Source organism: Lacisediminimonas sp. (assembly GCF_030645335.1).
Taxonomy (GTDB): Bacteria; Pseudomonadota; Gammaproteobacteria; order Burkholderiales; family Burkholderiaceae_D; genus Lacisediminimonas.
The window spans coordinates 37614-56947 of record NZ_JAUSNH010000042.1; the positions used below are offsets into that span (position 1 = coordinate 37614).

A 19334-nucleotide genomic window follows, 5' to 3' on the forward strand; every position below is an offset into this window, starting at 1 on the left:
CATGAAGCCACGGGCAATGCACAAGGCAGCAGCCGAAGCCAGGATCGCCGATGAATCACTCGCCGTCCCGGGTTTTGCCGGGCAGGTAATCGCATGGCAGCAACAGCATGGCCGGCATGGCCTGCCGTGGCAGGGCACGTCTGACCCGTACCGGATCTGGCTGTCCGAGATCATGCTGCAGCAGACGCAAGTAGCTGCCGTGATTCCCTACTATTTACGTTTCCTGGAACGGTTTCCGACAGTCCGCTCCCTGGCCGATGCCGAGCTTGCCGCCGTCATGGGCTTGTGGAGCGGGCTGGGCTATTACTCCAGGGCGCGCAATCTCCACCGGTGCGCGCAACTCGTTCGGGACCAACATGGTGGCGCTTTTCCGGCGTCCGCGGCGACGCTGGCGACACTGCCCGGTATCGGCCGTTCGACGGCGGCGGCGATTGCCGCCTTTGCGTTTGCCGAGCGCGCTGCGATTTTGGACGGCAACGTCAAGCGCGTGTTCTGCCGGGTGTTCGGCATTGACGGCTTTCCGGGCGAAAAGGCGGTTGAAAACCTGCTGTGGGCGCGCGCGCAAGCCTTGCTGCCCGAGCGCCACATCCAGGCCTACACGCAGGGCCTGATGGATCTCGGCGCCACCGTGTGCACCAGGAGCCGGCCAAAGTGCGATGCTTGCCCGTTCCGGCCAAGCTGTGTCGCCCACGGCTCGGCGCGGGTGGCGCAACTGCCGGCGCGCAAACCGAGCAAGCCTGTGCCGCAAAGGCAGACCGAGATGATCATTGCGCTGTGCGGCGATGAAGTACTGCTGGAGCAGCGCGGGCCGAGCGGTATCTGGGGTGGGCTGTTGTCCTTGCCCGAATTGCCCGGTGTGGACCTGCCCGGGGACGCGAGCGATGCCGTTGCCAGTGCTGCCGCCGGATTCGGCACGGTGCTGCGGGCAGATCCGCTGGATCGGCTGTCGCATGGCTTCACCCACTTCACCTTGCATATCAGGCCGTGGCTGGTGCGCGTGGGCGAACGGCATGTGATGGCGGCGGAGCCATCGGCTTTTTCATGGCATCGTGCCGACTCGCTGGCCGCTGCGCCCTTGCCGGCGCCGGTCAGGAAACTGCTGATGCGCTTGCTGGTCGAGCCCAGGCTTGCCGGCATGGACTGACGCACGCACACGACCAGTCGGCCGCAACTCTTGCACCCATTGTTACCCTGACGTCTGGTGCAATGCTGGAAAAGGCGGGAGTGTGGTGGTGGGGGCCGACAGCCAGGCAAGCTCAGACAATCTTGTGTTGCTGCAGGTACTGGTGGACGATGGCCAGACGGCCTTGTGCATCCTCCAGTTCCAGCAGTTTTTGCTTTGCCAGCAGCGGCACCGGCAGGATTTCGCACCAGCGGTTGGCGACCCAGCCCGCATCGTCCAGCCTGGCCGGATCGCTGAACGGGCTGATGAAGTCAGCGCCTTGTTCTGCCTGGCCTTTCTGGTTGACCTCGTCGATGATGGACTTCAATGCCGCCGCGCAGCTGGCATGGGACGCTGAAACTGGCGTCGCCGGATCTTCGTCGATCATCGATACCCGCGCTTGCAGCCGCTGATCGTTCAAAACCCGCTTTTCCAGGATGCGAAAGCGCTGGCCGCCGATGGTGCGCAGCATCAGCACACCCATTTCCGGCATGTCCCACTCGTCGATATTGGCAATGCAGCCGACATCGTCCGGCTCGGCTGCACGCCCCACTTCAGAACCTGTCAGTATTCGCACGACGCCAAAGGGCTGTTCGCTCTTCATGCAATCGCGCACCATGTCGATATAGCGCGTTTCAAACACCCGCAAGGGCAGCACGCCGTCCGGGAAAAGTACGGTATTGAGCGGGAACAGTGAAATCCAGTGCGGGTCGGCGGACATGGTCGGCGGCGGCAGTCGTGGGAAGGGCGCCGCCTTCAGGCGAGCTCGCGATGCCGTAACAGCACGCGGGCCTTGTCCTCGAAGTGGCGGGCAAGCGATTCAGTCATATAAACGGAGCGATGCTGGCCGCCGGTGCAGCCAACGGCAACGGTAAGGTAGCTGCGATTGTCGTTCTTGAAGGCCGGCAACCATTTGTCGACGAACTGCCGGATATCTTCCAGCAGCTCGGCCGCTTCGGGTTGCGCATCGAGGAAGTCGATGACGGGCTGGTCGCGGCCGGTGAGCGGCCGCAACGCGAGGTTGTAATAAGGGTTGGGCAGCACCCGCACGTCGAATACCAGGTCGGCGTCCAGCGGTATGCCGAACTTGTACGCAAACGATTCGAATAGCAGCGTCAATGGCGCCCGGTCGGAGGCGACCAGGTCGCGAATCCATGCGCGCAGCTTGTTGGCTGATGCGCCCGAAGTGTCGATCAGATGGCCCAGACCCTCGATTGGCGCGAGCATCTCGCGCTCCGCATGAATGCATTCGACCAGCGTAGCTTGTTTGCCATCGGGCGTGGACACGCGGTGCGACAGCGGATGGCTGCGGCGGGTTTCGGAAAAGCGGGTGATCAGCGATTCTGTCTTGGCGGTCAGGAACAAGACCTTGAGATCATGCCCCTGTTGCTGGAGCCAGCGGATGTCCGCCGGCAGGCCGGCCAGCGAATCGGCGCTGCGGGCGTCGACGGCGACAGCCAGCGTCCGGTCCCCTTCCTGGCTGCGGGTCTCGACCAGCGCGCGCAACAAGGACGGCGGCAGATTGTCGACGCAGAAATAGCCGGCATCTTCGAGTGCGTTCAGGCCCACTGATTTGCCTGAGCCCGAGATACCGGTAATGAGGATGATGCGCATGCCGTGATGATACCGCAAGCAGCGCGACGCCGGCCCGCGGGCTGTTGCTGTTTGCGGGTCGCTTTGGGCTGCTTGGGATGCCCGGCTTGCCTGGGTCGCTAGCTGCCTGAGTGCCGGCTAGTCTTCATCGCCCATGGCGTGCTGCTGCCGCTCCATGAAGTCCTTGAGCGTGTCGATGCCGCGCAACTGCAGGATGGTATTGCGCACCGCAGCCTCAAGCAGCACGGCAAGGTTGCGGCCGGCCTCGACCGGGATCACCACCTTGCGGATCGGCAGTCCGAGCACATCCTCGGTGTACAAATGCAGCGGCAGGCGCTCGTAGTTTTCTTCCAGCGTGCTTCGGCGCACCAGGTGCACGATCAGTTTCAGGCGCATCTTGCGGCGCACTGCGGTCTCGCCGAAGATGGTCTTGATGTCGAGCAATCCCAGGCCGCGCACCTCAAGCAGGTTCTGCAGCAGCGGCGGACAGCGCCCTTCGATCATGTGCGGCGCAATGCGGGCGAATTCCACCACATCGTCCGCCACCAGGCCGTGATTGCGCGAAACGAGCTCCAGGCCCAGTTCGCTTTTTCCCAGCCCCGATTCTCCGGTGATCAGCACGCCCACGCCGAGCACGTCCATGAACACGCCGTGCATCGTGACGCGCTGGGCCAGCTTTTTGGAGAGATAAACACGCAGGTAATCGATCACCTGTGCCGCAGCCAGCGGCGTCGAAAACAAGGGGATATTCTTTTCGTCGCACATCGCCAGGATATAGGCGGGTGTTTCCAGCCCTTGCGCGATGATGAAGGCAGGCGGCTCGCCGGCGACCAGTTCGGCGGTCTGGTGTTCGCGCGCCGAAGGCGAGAGCCGCCGGTAATAGTCGGTCTCCTGATGGCCGAACACCTGGATGCGTCCGGGGTGGATCAGGTTCAGGTGACCGATCATGTCGGCAGCAGAAGCGGCATCGCCGGAAATCTGGCGCTCGCCACCGGGGAAGCCGGCAAACCAGCCTAGCTGCAAGGCTTCACGGTTGTCGTCGTAAAGCTGCTGTATTGAAAGGGGGGTGGTGAGCGGCATGGGTCAGGGTGCCCGGGCAAAGGCCCGATTATGCGACATGCTGGATGCTGGGTTGCCATCCTGTTATGCGGGCATGGGCGCTGGCTGCGTCGGGGTCGCCGGCCAGGCCGACCCGGAAACCATCGTCGGAAAACATTTCCGCCACCTCGGACAGGATTTCCAGGTGCTGTTGCGTGACATGGTCGGGGATCAGCAGGAAAACCAGCAGCCTGACGGGTTGCCCGTCGGGAGACTCGAAGGGGATGGGCTCGGCGAGACGGACAAAAGCAGCCAGTGGCGCCTTCAATCCCTTGATCCGTCCGTGCGGCACGGCTACGGAATGGCCCAGGCCAGTCGACCCGAGTCGTTCCCGGGCGAACAGGTTGTCCGACACCGTCGACCGGGCGATGCCGAAATTATTCTCGAAAATCAGTCCAGCCTGTTCGAACGCCCTCTTTTTGCTGGACACGTCCAGGTCGAGAACGACATTCTTCAATGGCAGGATTTGGCTAAGATGCGTCATGATGCGCTGCACAATAAGTGGCTTTCGACCGAATTATAGGCTTAATCCGCGCAGGTAAACGCCAGAATTGTTTTGGCGGCATGGGGTTGACCTATTAATTTTTCAGCCACATGTTCGATTGAAAGCCAAAACTTTAAGCTTGAATCCTCGTGCCGTCATGACAATTAGCAATTGTCAGAAGAGCTTGATTGATTACTGCCGGCCGGTACGGGCATTGGACGGCGGGTGTGCCGTCGTGAAATTCGAGCGCCACGGATTGATGTCCAGTCCACCCCGTCGTGTGTAGCGGGCATAGACCGACAATTTCTGCGGCCTGCACTGGTGCAGGATGTCCATGAAGATCCGCTCGACGCATTGCTCGTGGAATTCATTATGCGAGCGGTATCCGATCAGGTACTTTAACAAGCCTTCCTGGTCGATCTGCGCACCGACGTAGCGGATCTGGACACTGCCCCAGTCGGGCTGGCCGGTGACCAGGCAATTTGACTTGAGCAAATGGGAAACCAGCGTTTCCTCCACCGGAACTTGCTCTTGCGCTGCCTGCAGCAGGACCGGGTCGGGCGCGTAACTGTCGACTTCAATATCCAGCCGGTCGAGCAGGATGCCGTCGAGCTCGTCGAATGCCATCTTGCCGAACTGTCCGGGCAAGGTGAGTGTTACCTGCACGGTGCTGCCGAATGCATCGGACAAGTCGGCGCTGAGCACCTCGCGCAGGGCTTCAGGGCCGCCCAGGCGCGTCTGGTTGAAGGAATTCAGGTAGAGCTTGAAGGATTTCGATTCGACGATGCTGGCGCTGTCGGCGGGCACACTGATCGTCGCAATGGCGATCTGCGGCTTGCCGCGCAAGTTCAGCCATGACACTTCGTAGGCATTCCAGATATCGACGCCGAAGAACGGCAGCGTGCCGATGAGGCCCAGCTCGGCGCGCTTGCCGGCGCGTGGCATCGGGAACAACAGCGACGGATCGTATGCGCCGCCATAGGCGCTGGGCTTGCCCAGCGGGGACTGGTTTCGTTCTTGTGGCATTTCGCTCATGACAGTGCGCATCGGCAAGCCGATGCCGGCAGTCGGTGCAACCGACAAACCGCCGGCGGGGACAATCGGGATCGAACCCGGTATCGCGGCATTTACAGGAACATCCGGTACACCGGATTTTGCGTTTCATCCTGAAACTTGAGACCGAGCGAGACCAGTACTTGTTGCAATTCTTTTTTCTCGTTTTTCGGAACTTGCAGGCCCACCAGCACGCGACCGACGTCGCCGCCCTGGTTGCGATAATGGAACAGGCTGATGTTCCAGTTCGGCGCCATGCTGTCGAGGAAGCGCATCAGCGCACCTGGCCGCTCGGGAAATTCAAACCGGTACAGTGATTCGTCTTGCGCCAGCGGGCTCTTTCCACCGACCAGATGCCGGATATGCTGCTTGGCCATCTCGTCGTGGGTCAGGTCCAGCGTCTTGAATCCCTGCCTGGCGAAATGCTTGGCCAGTTGCGCGGGCTCGTCGCGGCCGGCGACCTGCAGGCCGACGAAAACATGCGCCTTGCGCTCGTCATTGATACGGTAATTGAATTCCGTGACGCTTCGCGACCCGATCAGCTCGCACAGGCGCCGGAAGCTGCCGCGCTGTTCCGGAATGGTGACTGCAAACAGCGCTTCCCGCGCTTCGCCGACTTCGGCCCGCTCGGCAACGAAGCGCAGACGGTCGAAGTTCATGTTGGCGCCGCAGGCGATGGTGACCAGGGTCTGGTCGCGCACCGGCGTGCGCGTCTTGCGCGAGCGCTCGATGTATTCCTTGGCGCCGGCCACGGCCAGCGCGCCGGCTGGCTCCAGGATGCTGCGCGTGTCCTCGAACACGTCCTTGATTGCCGCGCATACCGCATCGGTATCGACCAGGATCATTTCATCGACATACTTGCGGGCCAGGCGGAATGTCTCTTCCCCGACGGTCTTGACTGCGGTGCCGTCCGAGAACAGCCCGACATCGTGCAGCGTGACGCGACGGCGCGCCTTCAGGCTGCGCGTCATGGCGTCGGAGTCGGTGGTTTGCACGCCGATGATCCTGATTTCCGGACGCACTGCCTTGACATAGGCCGCAACGCCGCCAATCAGGCCGCCACCGCCGACCGCCACGAAAATCGCGTGGATCGGGCCAGAATGCTGGCGCAGTATTTCCATTGCAATCGTTCCTTGTCCGGCAATCACGTCCGGATCGTCGAACGGGTGGACGAAGGTCAGTTTCAGTTTCTTTTCCAGCGCCAGCGCATGCTGGTAGGCATCGCTGTACGAGTCGCCGGACAGCACGACCTCGCCGCCGCGCGCCTTGACTGCGTCCACCTTCAGTTGCGGCGTCGTGGTCGGCATCACGATCACGGCGCGGCAGCCGAGCTTGCGCGCCGACAGGGCGACGCCCTGTGCGTGATTGCCGGCCGACGCGCAGATGACGCCGCGCTTAAGCTGCGCCGGCGGCAGGTTCGCCATTTTGTTGTAGGCGCCGCGCAGCTTGAAGCTGAACACGCTCTGCATGTCCTCGCGCTTGTAATAAATGCGGTTGCCCATGCGCGCCGACAGGTTGGTCGCCGGGTCGAGGGGCGACTCGATGGCGACGTCATAGACCCGTGCCGTGAGGATTTTCTTCAGGTAATCAACGCTCATGTGCTGTCCGCTTGCCAGGGTGTCCGAACGACGAAAAGCCGTCGAAAGTAACCGGTCATTATAATGGACGCCTGTTGCCGGACCTCATTCATGAAAGGAACCCGCCGATCCCATGCTTGCCGCTGCCGTGGAATGGTTGCTCGCCGTACTTGCCGTTCCCAGCGTTGGACTGGGTTCGGTATTCGTCATCAGTTTCCTTTCCGCCACATTGTTGCCGATGGGTTCTGAGCCGGCGGTTTTTGCCGTGGTGAAGGCAAATGCGTCGCTGTTCTGGCCGGTGATCGGTGTGGCAACCCTGGGCAATACCCTGGGCGGCGTCATCAGTTACGGCATGGGAGCGGGCGCCAAGCGCATGTTTGCCCGCGAACGATCCACGTTCTGGTTCCACTGGCTGCAGCGCTACGGGCCCAAGGCAATGCTGATGGCCTGGTTGCCGGGAATCGGCGACCCGCTATGCCTGCTGGGCGGATGGCTGCGGCTGCCTTTCTGGCCGTGCGTGGTCTACATGGCCATCGGCAAGCTGCTGCGTTACCTCAGCATGACGATCCTGCTGTTGTATGTGCCGGACGACTTCTGGCGCTGGATCGGCCGATTGTTCTGAGCCAGATTGCCGCGGCCTGCGCACGACAGTGCACACTTTGGCGGTAGGGCTGTTGCCAGTTTGTGCACTGCGATACGCTAGAATGTTCTTTTAGTGCTGTCCGCCTCCCCATTGATGAACGCTCCCGCCAAAATCGACGCATTGTTGTCCGACGACCCACACGGCCTCCACGACCCTTCCACGGGGGTGCAGGAAGCTCGTTCGCGGCTGCGCGAAATCCCCTACAACTACACCTCGTTCTCCGATCGCGAGATCGTGATCCGCCTGCTGGGGGACGATGCCTGGAACTTGCTGGAAAAGCTGCGCGCAGTGCGCCAGACCGGGCGCTCGGCGCGCATGCTGTATGAAGTGCTCGGCGACATCTGGGTGGTGCGGCGCAATCCGTACCTGCAAGACGACTTGCTCGACAATCCCAAGCGCCGGCACGCGCTGATCGACGCGCTGTATCACCGGCTGGGCGAAGTCGAGAAGCGACGCGTCACGACCGACGTCGCCGATGCCGCCGATCCGGAGGCCGAGACCCGCAGCATCAACGTCGGCATCCTGCTCAAGGCGGCGCAAGCCGCGGTTGCCGAATTTGCCGACGAGTTCCGGCGCACCTGGGATTTGCGCAAGAGGGCCACTCGCGTGCTGGGCCGCCATACCGCGCGCGACAACATCAAGTTCGACGGGCTGTCCCGTGTCTCGCATGTGACCGACGCCACCGACTGGCGGGTCGAGTATCCGTTCGTGGTCCTGACGCCGGACGGCGAAGATGAAATGGCCGGCCTGGTCAAGGCCTGTATCGAACTGGGACTGACCATCATCCCGCGCGGCGGCGGTACTGGCTATACGGGCGGCGCGATTCCGCTGACGCCGCTGTCGGCCGTGATCAATACCGAGAAGCTGGAGCAACTGGGGCCGGTGGAAATGATGACCCTGCCCGGGCTCGATCGCGAATACGCGACCATCTATTCGGGCGCCGGCGTAGTCACCAAGCGCGTCGCCGAAGCGGCAGAAAAGGAAGGATTCGTGTTCGCGGTCGACCCGACCTCTGCCGAAGCCTCCTGCATCGGCGGCAACATTGCGATGAACGCCGGCGGCAAGAAAGCCGTGCTGTGGGGGACTGCGCTGGACAACCTGGCCAGCTGGCGCATGGTGGATCCGAATGGCGACTGGCTCGAAGTCACCCGCCTGGAGCACAACCTCGGCAAGATCCACGACGTACCGGTGGCGCGCTTCAAATTGGAGTGGACCCATCCGGCTGGCAAGGGCAAGACGGCCGAGCCTTTTCGCACCGAACTGCTGGATATCGCGGGGCGTACCTTCCGCAAGGAAGGTCTGGGCAAGGATGTCACGGACAAGTTCCTGGCCGGTTTGCCCGGCATCCAGAAGGAAGGCTGCGACGGCCTGATCACCTCGGCCCGCTGGATCCTGCACAAGATGCCGAAATTCACGCGTACGGTGTGCCTGGAGTTTTTCGGCCAGGCGCGTGAGGCCATACCGTCGATCGTGGAAATCAAGGATTACCTGGATGCGCAGACCAGGCAGGGCGGCGCCATCCTGGCCGGCCTGGAGCATCTGGACGAGCGCTACCTGCGGGCGGTGGGTTATGCCACCAAGTCCAAGCGCGGCGCACTGCCCAAGATGGCGCTGTTTGGCGACATCGTCGGCGATGACGACGAAGCCGTTGCCCGCGCAGCCTCCGAAGTGGTCCGTATCGCCAACACCCACGTTGGTGAAGGCTTTGTCGCGGTCAGCCCGGAAAGCCGCAAAAAATTCTGGCTCGATCGCGCCCGCACGGCCGCCATCGCCAAGCACACCAATGCCTTCAAGATCAATGAAGACGTGGTGATCCCGCTGAACCGCATGGGCGAGTACACCGACGGCATAGAACGCATCAACATCGAGCTGTCGATACGCAACAAGCTGCAACTGGTCGATGAGCTGAGCGAATTCTTCCGCCGTGGCCACCTGCCCCTGGGCAAGAGCGACGATGCCGAAGGCGAGATCATTCCTGCCGCGGAATTGCTGGAAGATCGCGTCAGCCAGGCCGACCAGTTGCTGCTGCAGGTGCGCGAGCGCTGGTCTTACCTGCTCACGCAACTGGATCGGCCGCTGGCGGATGCGCGCGCGGACTTGCTCGAGCGCGGGCTGGCAACGCTGGCGCCCGAGATCGATGCGCGCCTGGCCAGGCAGCCAGACCTGCGCCTGTTCGATATCGTGCAAGACCGCACGATCCGCGTGTCATGGAAGAGCGAGCTGCGCCACGGGCTGCGCCAGATATTCAACGGCGGCGCGTTCCGCCTGGTGCTGGACGAGTGCAATGCGATCCACAAGCGGGTCCTGCGCGGCCGCGTCTTCGTCGCTCTGCACATGCACGCCGGCGATGGCAACGTCCACACCAACTTGCCGGTCAACTCCGATCATTACCAGATGCTGCAGGATGCGCACGCCGCCGTGGCGCGCATCATGGCGCTGGCCCGTTCGCTGGATGGGGTGATTTCGGGCGAGCACGGGATTGGCATCACCAAGCTTGAATTCCTGACCGAAGACGAGATCCGCGATTTCCGGCTCTACAAGGAGCGCGTCGATCCCGAAGGGCGGTTCAACAAGGGCAAGCTGCTGAACCTGGGCGGCCTGCATGCCGATTTGCGCAACGCCTACACGCCCTCGTTCGGCCTGATGGGGCACGAGTCGCTGATCATGCAGCAAAGCGACATTGGCGCCATCACCAGCAGCATCAAGGATTGCCTGCGCTGCGGCAAGTGCAAGCCGGTTTGCGCAACCCATGTGCCGCGCGCCAACTTGCTGTATTCGCCGCGCAACAAGATATTGGCGACTTCGCTTTTGGTCGAAGCTTTCCTGTACGAGGAGCAGACCCGGCGCGGCATTTCGATCCGCCACTGGGAAGAGTTCGAGGACGTGGCCGACCACTGCACCGTGTGCCACAAATGCGTGACGCCGTGCCCGGTCGACATCGACTTCGGCGACGTCTCGATGAACATGCGCAACTTGCTGCGCAAGATGGACAAGAAGTCGTTCAAGCCCGGCACCGCCGCATCCATGTTCTTCCTCAACGCCACTGATCCGGCCACCATCAACGCCACGCGGCAAGTGATGATCGGCTGGGGCTACAAGGCACAGCGCATGGCCAACGATGTGTTGAAGAAGTTCGCCCGCGCGCAGACCAAGGCGCCGCCGGCAACCCACGGCAAAGCGCCGGTGCGCGAGCAGATCGTCCATTTCATCAACAAGAAGATGCCCGGCAACCTACCCAAGAAAACGGCGCGCGCCTTGCTCGACATTGAAGACAACAAGATGGTCCCGGTCATCCGCGACCCGAAAACGACCCGCGCCGAGACCGAGGCAGTGTTCTATTTCCCCGGTTGCGGCTCCGAACGGCTGTTTTCCCAAGTCGGCCTGGCCACGCAGGCGATGTTGTGGCATGTCGGCGTGCAGACGGTGTTGCCGCCCGGCTATCTGTGCTGCGGCTATCCGCAGCGCGGCAATGGCGAATTCGACAAGGCCGAAAAAATCATTACCGACAACCGGGTATTGTTCCACCGCGTTGCCAACACGCTCAACTACCTCGACATCAAGACCGTGATCGTGTCCTGCGGAACTTGCTACGACCAGTTGCAGGGCTATGAATTCGACAAGATATTCCCCGGCTGCCGGATCATCGACATCCACGAATACCTGCTTGAAAAAGGCGTGCAGATGGCGGGCGTGGCGGGCGTTCGCTACATGTATCACGACCCTTGCCATTCGCCGATGAAGCAGCAGGATCCGCTGAAGACGCTCAATTCGCTGATCGTGACGACGGCCCAGGAAAAAATCGAGAAAAACGATCGCTGCTGCGGCGAGTCGGGAACGCTCGCGGTCAGCCGGCCCGACATTTCAACCCAGGTCCGTTTCCGCAAGGAAGCCGAAATGGAAAAAGGTGCCGGGCGGCTGCGCGAGGACGGATTCGACGGCGACGTGAAGATACTGACTTCGTGCCCATCCTGCTTGCAGGGCCTGTCGCGTTTCAACGAGGACGCCGGCACCACCGCAGACTATATCGTGGTCGAAATGGCGCGCCACTTGCTGGGCCCCAACTGGCTGCCCGAGTATGTCGCACGCGCCAATGACGGCGGCATCGAACGCATCCTGGTATGAGGCAATGAGCACCACTGATGCCGGTTGTGAGCTGTGCGCCAGCCCGGGCGGCGAATTATTGTTCCAGGACGGGCAATTGCGTGTCGTGCTGGTCGACGACGCCGACTATCCCGGCTTTTGCCGCGTCATCTGGCAGGCGCATGTGCGCGAAATGACCGACCTGTCCCGGCCGCAGCGCGCGCACCTGATGGACGCCGTATGCACGCTTGAATCGGCAGTGCGGCGCGTGATGTCCCCCGACAAGATCAATCTCGCAAGCCTGGGCAACATGACGCCGCACCTGCACTGGCATGTCATCCCGCGCTATGCGGATGACGCCCATTTCCCGGGCGCGGTCTGGGCTGCGCGGCGGCAAAAGACCCAGCAGGAAGCAGATGCCGATGCGCAGTCCCGGGCGCGCCGGCAGGCATTGTTGCCGGCCTTGCGCGCCGAAATAATCCGTCAGTTTTCATCGACCCAGGAGTAAGTTGCCATGTCACAAAATTCCGCTGGTCCGGCGCCGGTCCCGACCGAAATCACGGTGCGGCAGCAGTCGCGGGTGCTCGAACTGGCTTTCGAGAGCGGCGAAAAATTCGAATTGCCGTTCGAGCTGTTGCGCGTGTATTCGCCATCGGCCGAAGTCAGGGGCCACGGCCCCGGGCAGGAAACCCTGCAGACCGGCAAGCGCATGGTCGAACTGACGGCGCTGGAGCCGGTCGGACACTATGCGGTCCAGCCGCACTTTTCCGATGGACACAACACCGGGATTTATTCTTGGGAATACCTGTATTGGCTGGGCACCAACCAGCCCGCGCTGTGGGACAACTACCTGCAACGCCTTGACGATGCCGGTCACGGGCGCGTCGCCGGCCGCGACCTGTCCATGCTGGTGGCAGCGGCTTCTGGCCACGGCTGCGGCAATTAAGGATTTTCCTGTATAACTCTTCGGTAATGACGCAAGAACTCACCGGAAAAGCACGGGGCTGCAATTTATAATGCAGCCTCGCAAACAGCTCGCACATCATGCCCAATAGCACGCACTTCGGATATCAGTCGGTTGCTGAAGAAGACAAAGTACATAAAGTTGCTGAAGTCTTCCATTCGGTAGCGGGCAAGTATGACGTGATGAACGACCTGATGTCGGCTGGCCTGCATCGGATCTGGAAAGCGTTTACAGTGGCGCAAGCAGGTGTACGGCCGGGGTTCAAGGTATTGGACATTGCAGGTGGAACGGGTGACCTGGCGCGGGCATTTGCACGCAAGGCCGGGCCGACGGGAGAAGTCTGGCTGACCGACATCAATGAATCGATGCTGCGGGTCGGGCGCGATAATCTCTTGAACGATGGCCTGGTGACCCCCACCTTGCTGTGCGATGCCGAGCGTTTGCCATTCCCGTCAAATTATTTCGACCGGGTAAGCGTTGCCTTCGGCTTGCGCAACATGACGCACAAGGATAGGGCGCTGGCGGAAATGCAGCGTGTGCTCAAGCCGGGCGGTAAGCTGCTGGTACTGGAATTTTCGAAGGTGTGGGAGCCGCTGAAGAAGCCGTACGACGTGTACTCCTTTTCGGTACTCCCCTGGCTGGGAAAGCGCATTGCCAACGATGCAGAGAGTTATCGGTATCTCGCTGAATCGATCCGGATGCATCCGGACCAGGAAACCCTGAAGCAGATGATGCAGGACGCCGGGCTGGAACAAGTACAGTATTTCAACCTTACCGCTGGTGTGGCGGCGCTTCACACAGGTGTCAAATTCTAGGAGACGTTGATGAAGAAAATGTTTATTGCAATGATGCTGGTACTTGCCAGCACGGCAGCCGTTGTGGCCGATGCGGAAGCCAAGCGTCTTGGCGGCGGCGGTTCAATCGGCCGCCAGTCGACAACTGCCGGCAAGGCTCCGGCCGGCCCGATGCAGCAACAGCAGGCGACCCGCCAGGCGACACCGCCTGCAGCCGCTCCTGGCGCAGCAGCGGCCAAGCCGGCCAGCCCATGGCGCGGCCTGTTGGGTGGCGCCTTGCTGGGCCTGGGCCTGGGTGCGCTGTTGTCCCACCTGGGAATGGGTGGCGCGCTGGCCAGCATGATCGGCACGATCCTGACTTTTGCGCTGATCGCGGGTGCAGTGTTCTTCCTGTACCGGTATTTCACCCGCAACAAATCCGGTGCGCAGCCGACGCCGGCATATGCTGGCGGCTACGCGGCACAGTCCTCAACGCCTGAAATTGGTTCGGGACTGGAACAATCCGCACGTCCGGCTGCTCTCCAGGGCGAAACCAGCGCATCCGGCTCGGCCAATCCTGCGCTGGGCGCAGTGGCTTATGGTGTGCCGGCGGATTTCGACATCCCGGCTTTCCTGCGCCACGCAAAGACGTATTTCATCCGCTTGCAAGCAGCCTGGGACAAGGGCGATGTCAAGGACCTGGCCGAATTCACGACGCCGGAAATGTATGCCGAGCTGAAAATGCAAATCCAGGAGCGTGGTGCGGCCGAGAATGTGACGGAAGTGGTGTCGGTCAACGCCGAGCAGCTGGGCATCGAGGAGCAGGGCACTGACTATTTGGCCAGCGTGCGCTTCGAAGGCCTGATCCGCGAAAGCGCGCAGTCCAATACCGCGCCCTTCACCGAGATCTGGAACCTGCAAAAGCCAATCAATGGCCAGGGCGGCTGGATGCTTGCCGGCGTCCAGCAAGTTTCGCAGGATCCGGAAACGCTGCACTGAACGCATCGCCTGCCCGTTGGGCAGGTGCAAGCTGTTAAACTGGAAACCGCCCGTTGACCGGGCGGTTTTTTTATTGCGCAATCCCTGATGACACCTTCCCTACTTGCTGCCGGCATCAACCACCTGCTCGAACAGGACCCGGTTGAAAAGTCGCGCCTGGCCGCCCATGCCGGCAAGATCGCGCGTGTGGACGCCGGCGTGGCCGACCTGCGGCTGGTGGTCGACGCTGGCGGTTCGGTGTCGCCGGCCGATCCGGCGCTGGCGCCGAATGTCTCGATTTTCATCAAGGCGGGCGATTTGCCGCTATTGTTGCAGGATCGCAGCCGTGCTTTTTCGATGGTTCGTATCGAGGGCGATGCGGAATTCGCCAGCGCGCTGTCGCAATTGATGAACAATTTGCGTTGGGACGCCGAGGAAGATCTTTCCCGGCTGTTCGGCGACCTTGCCGCCGTGCGGATTGCGGCTACGGCAAGAAAAGGCTGGGACGCTGCGCGTTCGGCGCACACAAGCGTAATGGAAAACATGGTGGAATACCTGCTGGAAGAGAATCCGACTCTGGTACGCCAGCAGTCGATGCGGGACTTCGGTGCTGCCGTCAGTGCGCTGCGCGATGATGTCGAGCGGCTGGCCAAGCGGCTCGACAAGATCAAGGGGCGGGCATGACCGGCCGCATCCTGCGGGTGCTCAAGATCGTGCGCGTCATCTTGCGCCACGGCCTGGACCACATGGCGGTATCCGAGCTGGGCGCGCCGCGCCTGGCGCGCTTCATCGACGGCCTGTTTTTCTGGCGCGACCTTTCGGCGCCGCGCGGCGTGCGCTTGCGACAGGCGCTGGAAGAACTTGGGCCGATATTCGTCAAATTCGGCCAGGTGCTATCCACCCGGCGCGACTTGCTGCCGCGCGATGTTGCCGACGAGCTGGCGCTGCTGCAGGACCGGGTTCCGCCCTTTCCGTCTGCCCTGGCGGTGGAGCAGATCCGTCGCTCGCTCGGTGCGCACCCCGACGAGCTGTTCGCTTCGTTCGAACGTGAGCCGGTGGCCTCGGCGTCGATCGCACAGGTTCACTTCGCAGTCCTGAAAACCGGCGCCGAAGTCGCCGTCAAGGTGCTGCGTCCCGGCATGCGACGCTCCATCGACGAAGACTTGCAGTTGCTGCGCATCGCAGCCGGCTGGGTGGAGCGCTGGTGGGCGGATGGCAAGCGCCTTCGTCCGCAGGCAGTCGTGGCCGAGTTCGACAAATACCTGCACGACGAGCTCGACCTGATGCGGGAAGCGGCCAATGCCAGCCAGTTGCGCCGCAATTTTGCCGGTTCAGACCTGTTGTCCGTGCCGGAAATGGTTTGGGACTACTGCTCCGAATCCGTGATCGTGATGGAGCGCATGCGCGGTATCCCGATCTCGCAGATCGACCGTCTGGTGGCTGCTGGCGTGGACCTCAAGAAGTTGTCACGCGATGGCGTGGAAATTTTCTTCACACAGGTCTTTCGCGACGGCTTCTTCCATGCCGACATGCATCCGGGGAACATCCTGGTATCGATCGAACCCGCCACCCTGGGCCGCTATATCGCACTCGATTTCGGCATCGTCGGAACCCTGACCGACTTCGACAAGGATTATCTGTCGCAAAACTTCCTGGCCTTTTTCCGGCGCGACTACAAGCGCGTCGCCGAAGCGCATATCGAATCGGGCTGGGCGCCGAAAGAGACCCGGGTCGATGAACTCGAAGCCGCCGTACGCGCCTGTTGCGAGCCGATCTTCGACCGGCCCCTGCGCGACATTTCATTCGGACAGGTGCTGCTGCGGCTATTCCAGACTTCGCGCCGCTTCAATGTCGAAGTCCAGCCACAGCTGGTGCTGCTGCAAAAGACACTGCTCAATATTGAAGGACTGGGCCGCCAGCTCGATCCTGAACTGGACTTGTGGAAAACGGCAAAGCCCCACCTGGAGCGCTGGATGAAGGAACAGGTTGGCTGGCGCGGCCTGCTGGAGCGGCTGCGCGCCGAAGCGCCGCGCTACAGTCAGTTGCTGCCCCAACTGCCACGCCTGGCGCACCAGGCGCTGACAAGGGAAGTGCATGGTGACGCGCGCCAGGACCAATTGCTGCAGCAGTTGCTCAGCGAGCAGCGGCGAACCAACTTGCTGCTGTCGACGGCGATTTATTTCGGCGGCGGCTTGTTGCTCGGCGTGCTGGTGGTCCAGCTCGTGCTGCGCTGGCATTACTGGCTCGGTTGAGCCGGCTGGCGCGGCTGGCCGGGCTACCAATTCCCGCCATCGCTTGGCTATAATCCTGCGTCAGCACTGACCGATTAACCCTGCCTGGCGTTGCAAAGACCATCCCATGAATGCACTGATCTGGTTCATCGTCGCCTATTGGCTCGTCACCCTGGGCATCGGCGTATATGCCTCGCGCCTGGTGAAAAACTCGCGCGATTTCGCACTGGCCGGTCGCTCGCTGCCGATGTATATCGTGACCGCGACGGTGTTCGCTACCTGGTTCGGGGCGGAGACCGTGCTCGGCATTTCATCGACCTTCGTCAAGGAAGGCCTCGCCGGGATCGTGTCCGATCCGTTCGGGTCCTCGATGTGCCTGATCCTGGTGGGCCTGTTCTTCGCCCGGCCCCTGTACCGGATGAACTTGCTGACGATCGGCGACTATTTCCGGCAAAAGTACGGGCGCACGGTCGAGATCCTGGTCAGCTTGTGCATCGTGGTGTCCTATCTCGGCTGGGTGGCTGCGCAGATCAAGGCGCTCGGGCTGGTATTCAATGTCGTCTCCGGAGGCTATGTGTCGATGGAAGCCGGCATGATCATTGGCGCAGCCAGCGTGCTGTTGTACACGCTGCTGGGCGGCATGTGGTCGGTGGCGCTGACCGATTTCATCCAGATGATCATCATCGTGCTGGGCATGCTGTACATCGGCTGGGAGATATCCGGCATGGTGGGTGGCGCCGGCAATGTGATCGCCCATGCACATGCCGCCGGAAAGTTTGAATTCTGGCCGGCGCCCACGCCCAGAGACCTGCTCTGGTTCATTGCGGCGTGGATCACGATGATGCTGGGGTCGATACCGCAGCAGGACGTATTCCAGCGGGTCGCCTCGTCGGCCAACGAAAAGATCGCCGGCCGCGCCGCCATCCTGGGTGGCGTGATGTATTTCTGCTTCGCCTTCATTCCGATGTTCCTGGCGTATTCGGCCAGCCTGATCGATCCAAAGATGTTTGCCGAGCTGATCGACAAGGATCCGCAACTCATCCTGCCCACACTGATCATGAACAATGTCCCGCTGCTGGCCCAGGTGCTGTTCTTTGGTGCGCTGCTGTCGGCCATCAAGAGTTCAGCCAGCGCCACACTGCTGGCACCATCGGTCATCGTCACCGAAAATATCCTGCGCGGGATCTGGCCCGGCCAGACGGACCGGCAATTCCTGTTCACGATGCGCTCCGTGGTGTTCGTCTTTACCGTCATCGTTACCGTCTTTGCGCTCAATTCCAGTTCCAGCATCTTCCACATGGTCGAGAATGCGTACAAGATCACGCTGGTGGCAGCCTTTGTCCCGCTGGCCTTCGGCATGTACTGGAAGCGGGCAACCCGGCAAGGCGCACTGGCGGCCATCCTGCTGGGCTTTGGCAGCTGGATCCTGATGGAGGTGTTTGCGCCGGCGGGAACCTGGCCGCCGCAATTGGTCGGCGTGCTGGTCAGCCTGGCCGGCATGCTGGCTGGTTCATTGCTCCCGCAATGGGTCCGGCACCACGGGCTGGCGCTGCACGCTGCGGCAAAGTCCTCGGATCCGGGACAAAACCCTCTATAATTCAGGGTTTTGTACGATTTTTTGGAACGAGGACTTCATGCCTATTTACGCCTACCGCTGCCAGTCTTGCGGTTTTGCCAAGGACGCCCTGCAGAAAGTATCCGATCCTGCGCTGACGGAATGCCCGGAGTGTCACCAGCCTACCTTCCGCAAACAGCTGACGGCTGCCGGTTTCCAGCTCAAGGGCACCGGTTGGTATGTGACTGATTTCCGGGACGGCCAGAAGAAGCCGCCTGCCACTGGCGTTGCGCCCGCGACTGCTGCGGCAAGCGAAGCCGGCGCTGCCGGTGACGCCGGCTCCAGTACTGCCGGAAAGTCCGAAAGCAGCACCAGCACGAGCACGAGTACCACACCGGCCACACCGGCGAGCACCTCCGGCGACGCTGCCGCCTGAACCTGAACCCGTAGCCTCCTGCAGGATTTTTCCATGCGCAAATATTTCATCACGGGCCTCTTGGTACTCGTTCCGCTTGCCATTACCGTCTGGGTGGTGAACCTGATCATTGGCACCATGGATCAGTCGCTGCTGCTGCTGCCCGAAAAATGGCGGCCTGCCGCGCTGTTTGGCTTCAGCGTGCCGGGACTGGGCACCTTGCTGACGCTGCTGGTGATCCTGGTCACTGGCCTGGCCACCCACAACTTTGTCGGCAAGCAGGTGGTGCTGGTGTGGGAGATGCTGGTCAAGCGGATTCCCGTGGTCAGCTCCATCTACAACAGCGTCAAGCAGGTTTCGGACACGCTGTTTTCCTCGTCGGGCAATGCCTTTCGCAAGGCAGTGCTGGTCCAGTATCCGCGCCAGAATTCATGGACCATCGCCTTCATGACAGGCGTGCCCGGCGGCGACGTGCGCAACCACCTGCATGGCGACTACATCAGCCTGTATGTGCCAACCACGCCGAATCCGACATCAGGATTTTTCCTGATGGTTTTACGCAGCGACACCATCGAACTCGACATGAATGTCGACGAGGCGCTGAAATACATCGTCTCGATGGGCGTTGTGTCGCCCGAATTTTTTGAGAAAACCCACATCATCGATCCGGCCAAGTCCGAAACGAACGAGGGTTGACCGGCACTGTCCGGAATAGAATACGAACTGGA

General features: G+C 61.7%; 17 protein-coding genes and 1 pseudogene. 12 read left to right on the forward strand and 6 right to left on the reverse strand.

Annotated features, from left to right (window positions below; translation table 11 throughout):
• Position 1 precedes the first annotated feature (1 nt).
• On the forward strand, positions 2-1144 hold the full coding sequence (gene mutY / locus Q7T64_RS03100; RefSeq protein WP_304790982.1) for an A/G-specific adenine glycosylase: 1143 nt from the start codon (positions 2-4) through the stop codon (positions 1142-1144).
• A 112-nt stretch (positions 1145-1256) separates the two neighbouring features.
• Here the strand turns inward: mutY and Q7T64_RS03105 are convergent, their stop codons facing one another.
• From Q7T64_RS03105 to ilvA, 6 genes and pseudogenes are all read right to left on the reverse strand, one after another.
• Positions 1257-1883 (reverse strand): LON peptidase substrate-binding domain-containing protein, encoded by a 627-nt coding sequence (locus tag Q7T64_RS03105; RefSeq protein ID WP_304790985.1) that lies wholly within the window; start codon positions 1881-1883, stop codon positions 1257-1259.
• Positions 1884-1918: 35 nt separating this feature from the next.
• A complete protein-coding gene (rapZ, locus tag Q7T64_RS03110) occupies positions 1919-2776 on the reverse strand; it encodes an RNase adapter RapZ (protein ID WP_304790988.1) in 858 nt (285 codons plus the stop codon).
• A 117-nt stretch (positions 2777-2893) separates the two neighbouring features.
• Positions 2894-3835 carry an HPr(Ser) kinase/phosphatase gene (gene hprK, locus Q7T64_RS03115; protein WP_304790991.1) on the reverse strand — a complete coding sequence of 314 codons (942 nt, stop codon included), beginning with the start codon at positions 3833-3835 and terminating at the stop codon, positions 2894-2896.
• A 28-nt stretch (positions 3836-3863) separates the two neighbouring features.
• Positions 3864-4337, reverse strand: coding sequence for a PTS sugar transporter subunit IIA (locus tag Q7T64_RS03120; protein ID WP_304790994.1), 474 nt, complete (start codon positions 4335-4337; stop codon positions 3864-3866).
• Positions 4338-4529: 192 nt separating this feature from the next.
• The gene (gene queF, locus Q7T64_RS03125; RefSeq protein WP_304790997.1) at positions 4530-5363 is read right to left on the reverse strand and encodes an NADPH-dependent 7-cyano-7-deazaguanine reductase QueF; all 834 of its coding nucleotides are present in this window, start codon (positions 5361-5363) and stop codon (positions 4530-4532) included.
• Between the two features lie 101 nt (positions 5364-5464).
• Positions 5465-7009: pseudogene (ilvA, locus tag Q7T64_RS03130) on the reverse strand (threonine ammonia-lyase, biosynthetic); the annotation flags it as partial.
• Between the two features lie 91 nt (positions 7010-7100).
• On the opposite strand from ilvA, the gene Q7T64_RS03135 reads away from it, so the two are divergent.
• The 11 genes from Q7T64_RS03135 to Q7T64_RS03185 all read left to right on the forward strand — a co-directional run bounded on the left by Q7T64_RS03135 (position 7101) and on the right by Q7T64_RS03185 (position 19302).
• Positions 7101-7589, forward strand: a complete 489-nt coding sequence (locus Q7T64_RS03135; protein ID WP_304791001.1) for a YqaA family protein — start codon at positions 7101-7103, stop codon at positions 7587-7589.
• A gap of 114 nt (positions 7590-7703) precedes the next feature.
• Positions 7704-11732 carry an FAD/FMN-binding oxidoreductase gene (locus Q7T64_RS03140; protein WP_304791004.1) on the forward strand — a complete coding sequence of 1343 codons (4029 nt, stop codon included), beginning with the start codon at positions 7704-7706 and terminating at the stop codon, positions 11730-11732.
• Between the two features lie 4 nt (positions 11733-11736).
• Positions 11737-12198 carry an HIT family protein gene (locus tag Q7T64_RS03145; RefSeq protein ID WP_304791007.1) on the forward strand — a complete coding sequence of 154 codons (462 nt, stop codon included), beginning with the start codon at positions 11737-11739 and terminating at the stop codon, positions 12196-12198.
• Positions 12199-12204: 6 nt separating this feature from the next.
• The gene (locus Q7T64_RS03150) at positions 12205-12636 is read left to right on the forward strand and encodes a DUF971 domain-containing protein (protein WP_304791010.1); all 432 of its coding nucleotides are present in this window, start codon (positions 12205-12207) and stop codon (positions 12634-12636) included.
• A gap of 98 nt (positions 12637-12734) precedes the next feature.
• A complete protein-coding gene (gene ubiE / locus Q7T64_RS03155) occupies positions 12735-13469 on the forward strand; it encodes a bifunctional demethylmenaquinone methyltransferase/2-methoxy-6-polyprenyl-1,4-benzoquinol methylase UbiE (protein ID WP_304791014.1) in 735 nt (244 codons plus the stop codon).
• A 9-nt stretch (positions 13470-13478) separates the two neighbouring features.
• Positions 13479-14426: a Tim44 domain-containing protein gene (locus Q7T64_RS03160; RefSeq protein ID WP_304791020.1), complete on the forward strand. Its 948-nt coding sequence runs from the start codon at positions 13479-13481 to the stop codon at positions 14424-14426.
• An 87-nt stretch (positions 14427-14513) separates the two neighbouring features.
• Positions 14514-15089 carry an SCP2 domain-containing protein gene (locus Q7T64_RS03165; protein WP_304791023.1) on the forward strand — a complete coding sequence of 192 codons (576 nt, stop codon included), beginning with the start codon at positions 14514-14516 and terminating at the stop codon, positions 15087-15089.
• Positions 15086-16657, forward strand: a complete 1572-nt coding sequence (gene ubiB, locus Q7T64_RS03170; RefSeq protein ID WP_304791026.1) for a ubiquinone biosynthesis regulatory protein kinase UbiB — start codon at positions 15086-15088, stop codon at positions 16655-16657. The genes Q7T64_RS03165 and ubiB overlap by 4 nt, the downstream gene beginning before the upstream one ends.
• Before the next feature lie 106 nt (positions 16658-16763).
• The gene (locus Q7T64_RS03175; protein ID WP_304791028.1) at positions 16764-18233 is read left to right on the forward strand and encodes a sodium:solute symporter family protein; all 1470 of its coding nucleotides are present in this window, start codon (positions 16764-16766) and stop codon (positions 18231-18233) included.
• Between the two features lie 37 nt (positions 18234-18270).
• Positions 18271-18627, forward strand: a complete 357-nt coding sequence (locus Q7T64_RS03180; RefSeq protein WP_304791031.1) for an FmdB family zinc ribbon protein — start codon at positions 18271-18273, stop codon at positions 18625-18627.
• Positions 18628-18660: 33 nt separating this feature from the next.
• Positions 18661-19302, forward strand: a complete 642-nt coding sequence (locus Q7T64_RS03185) for a DUF502 domain-containing protein (RefSeq protein WP_304791035.1) — start codon at positions 18661-18663, stop codon at positions 19300-19302.
• Positions 19303-19334: the final 32 nt, after the last annotated feature.

Bases quoted from the DNA above. Each gene is read 5' to 3' on its own strand.
- hprK (WP_304790991.1), bottom strand. From the start codon at position 3,835: ATGCCGCTCACCACCCCCCTTTCAATACAGCAGCTTTACGACGACAAC.
- Q7T64_RS03175 (WP_304791028.1), top strand. From the start codon at position 16,764: ATGAATGCACTGATCTGGTTCATCGTCGCCTATTGGCTCGTCACCCTG.
- Q7T64_RS03165 (WP_304791023.1), top strand. From the start codon at position 14,514: ATGACACCTTCCCTACTTGCTGCCGGCATCAACCACCTGCTCGAACAG.
- Q7T64_RS03135 (WP_304791001.1), top strand. From the start codon at position 7,101: ATGCTTGCCGCTGCCGTGGAATGGTTGCTCGCCGTACTTGCCGTTCCC.
- Q7T64_RS03160 (WP_304791020.1), top strand. From the start codon at position 13,479: ATGAAGAAAATGTTTATTGCAATGATGCTGGTACTTGCCAGCACGGCA.
- Q7T64_RS03140 (WP_304791004.1), top strand. From the start codon at position 7,704: ATGAACGCTCCCGCCAAAATCGACGCATTGTTGTCCGACGACCCACAC.
- Q7T64_RS03145 (WP_304791007.1), top strand. From the start codon at position 11,737: ATGAGCACCACTGATGCCGGTTGTGAGCTGTGCGCCAGCCCGGGCGGC.
- rapZ (WP_304790988.1), bottom strand. From the start codon at position 2,776: ATGCGCATCATCCTCATTACCGGTATCTCGGGCTCAGGCAAATCAGTG.
- Q7T64_RS03185 (WP_304791035.1), top strand. From the start codon at position 18,661: ATGCGCAAATATTTCATCACGGGCCTCTTGGTACTCGTTCCGCTTGCC.
- queF (WP_304790997.1), bottom strand. From the start codon at position 5,363: ATGCCACAAGAACGAAACCAGTCCCCGCTGGGCAAGCCCAGCGCCTAT.
- Q7T64_RS03180 (WP_304791031.1), top strand. From the start codon at position 18,271: ATGCCTATTTACGCCTACCGCTGCCAGTCTTGCGGTTTTGCCAAGGAC.
- ubiE (WP_304791014.1), top strand. From the start codon at position 12,735: ATGCCCAATAGCACGCACTTCGGATATCAGTCGGTTGCTGAAGAAGAC.
- mutY (WP_304790982.1), top strand. From the start codon at position 2: ATGAAGCCACGGGCAATGCACAAGGCAGCAGCCGAAGCCAGGATCGCC.
- Q7T64_RS03105 (WP_304790985.1), bottom strand. From the start codon at position 1,883: ATGTCCGCCGACCCGCACTGGATTTCACTGTTCCCGCTCAATACCGTA.
- ubiB (WP_304791026.1), top strand. From the start codon at position 15,086: ATGACCGGCCGCATCCTGCGGGTGCTCAAGATCGTGCGCGTCATCTTG.
- Q7T64_RS03150 (WP_304791010.1), top strand. From the start codon at position 12,205: ATGTCACAAAATTCCGCTGGTCCGGCGCCGGTCCCGACCGAAATCACG.
- Q7T64_RS03120 (WP_304790994.1), bottom strand. From the start codon at position 4,337: ATGACGCATCTTAGCCAAATCCTGCCATTGAAGAATGTCGTTCTCGAC.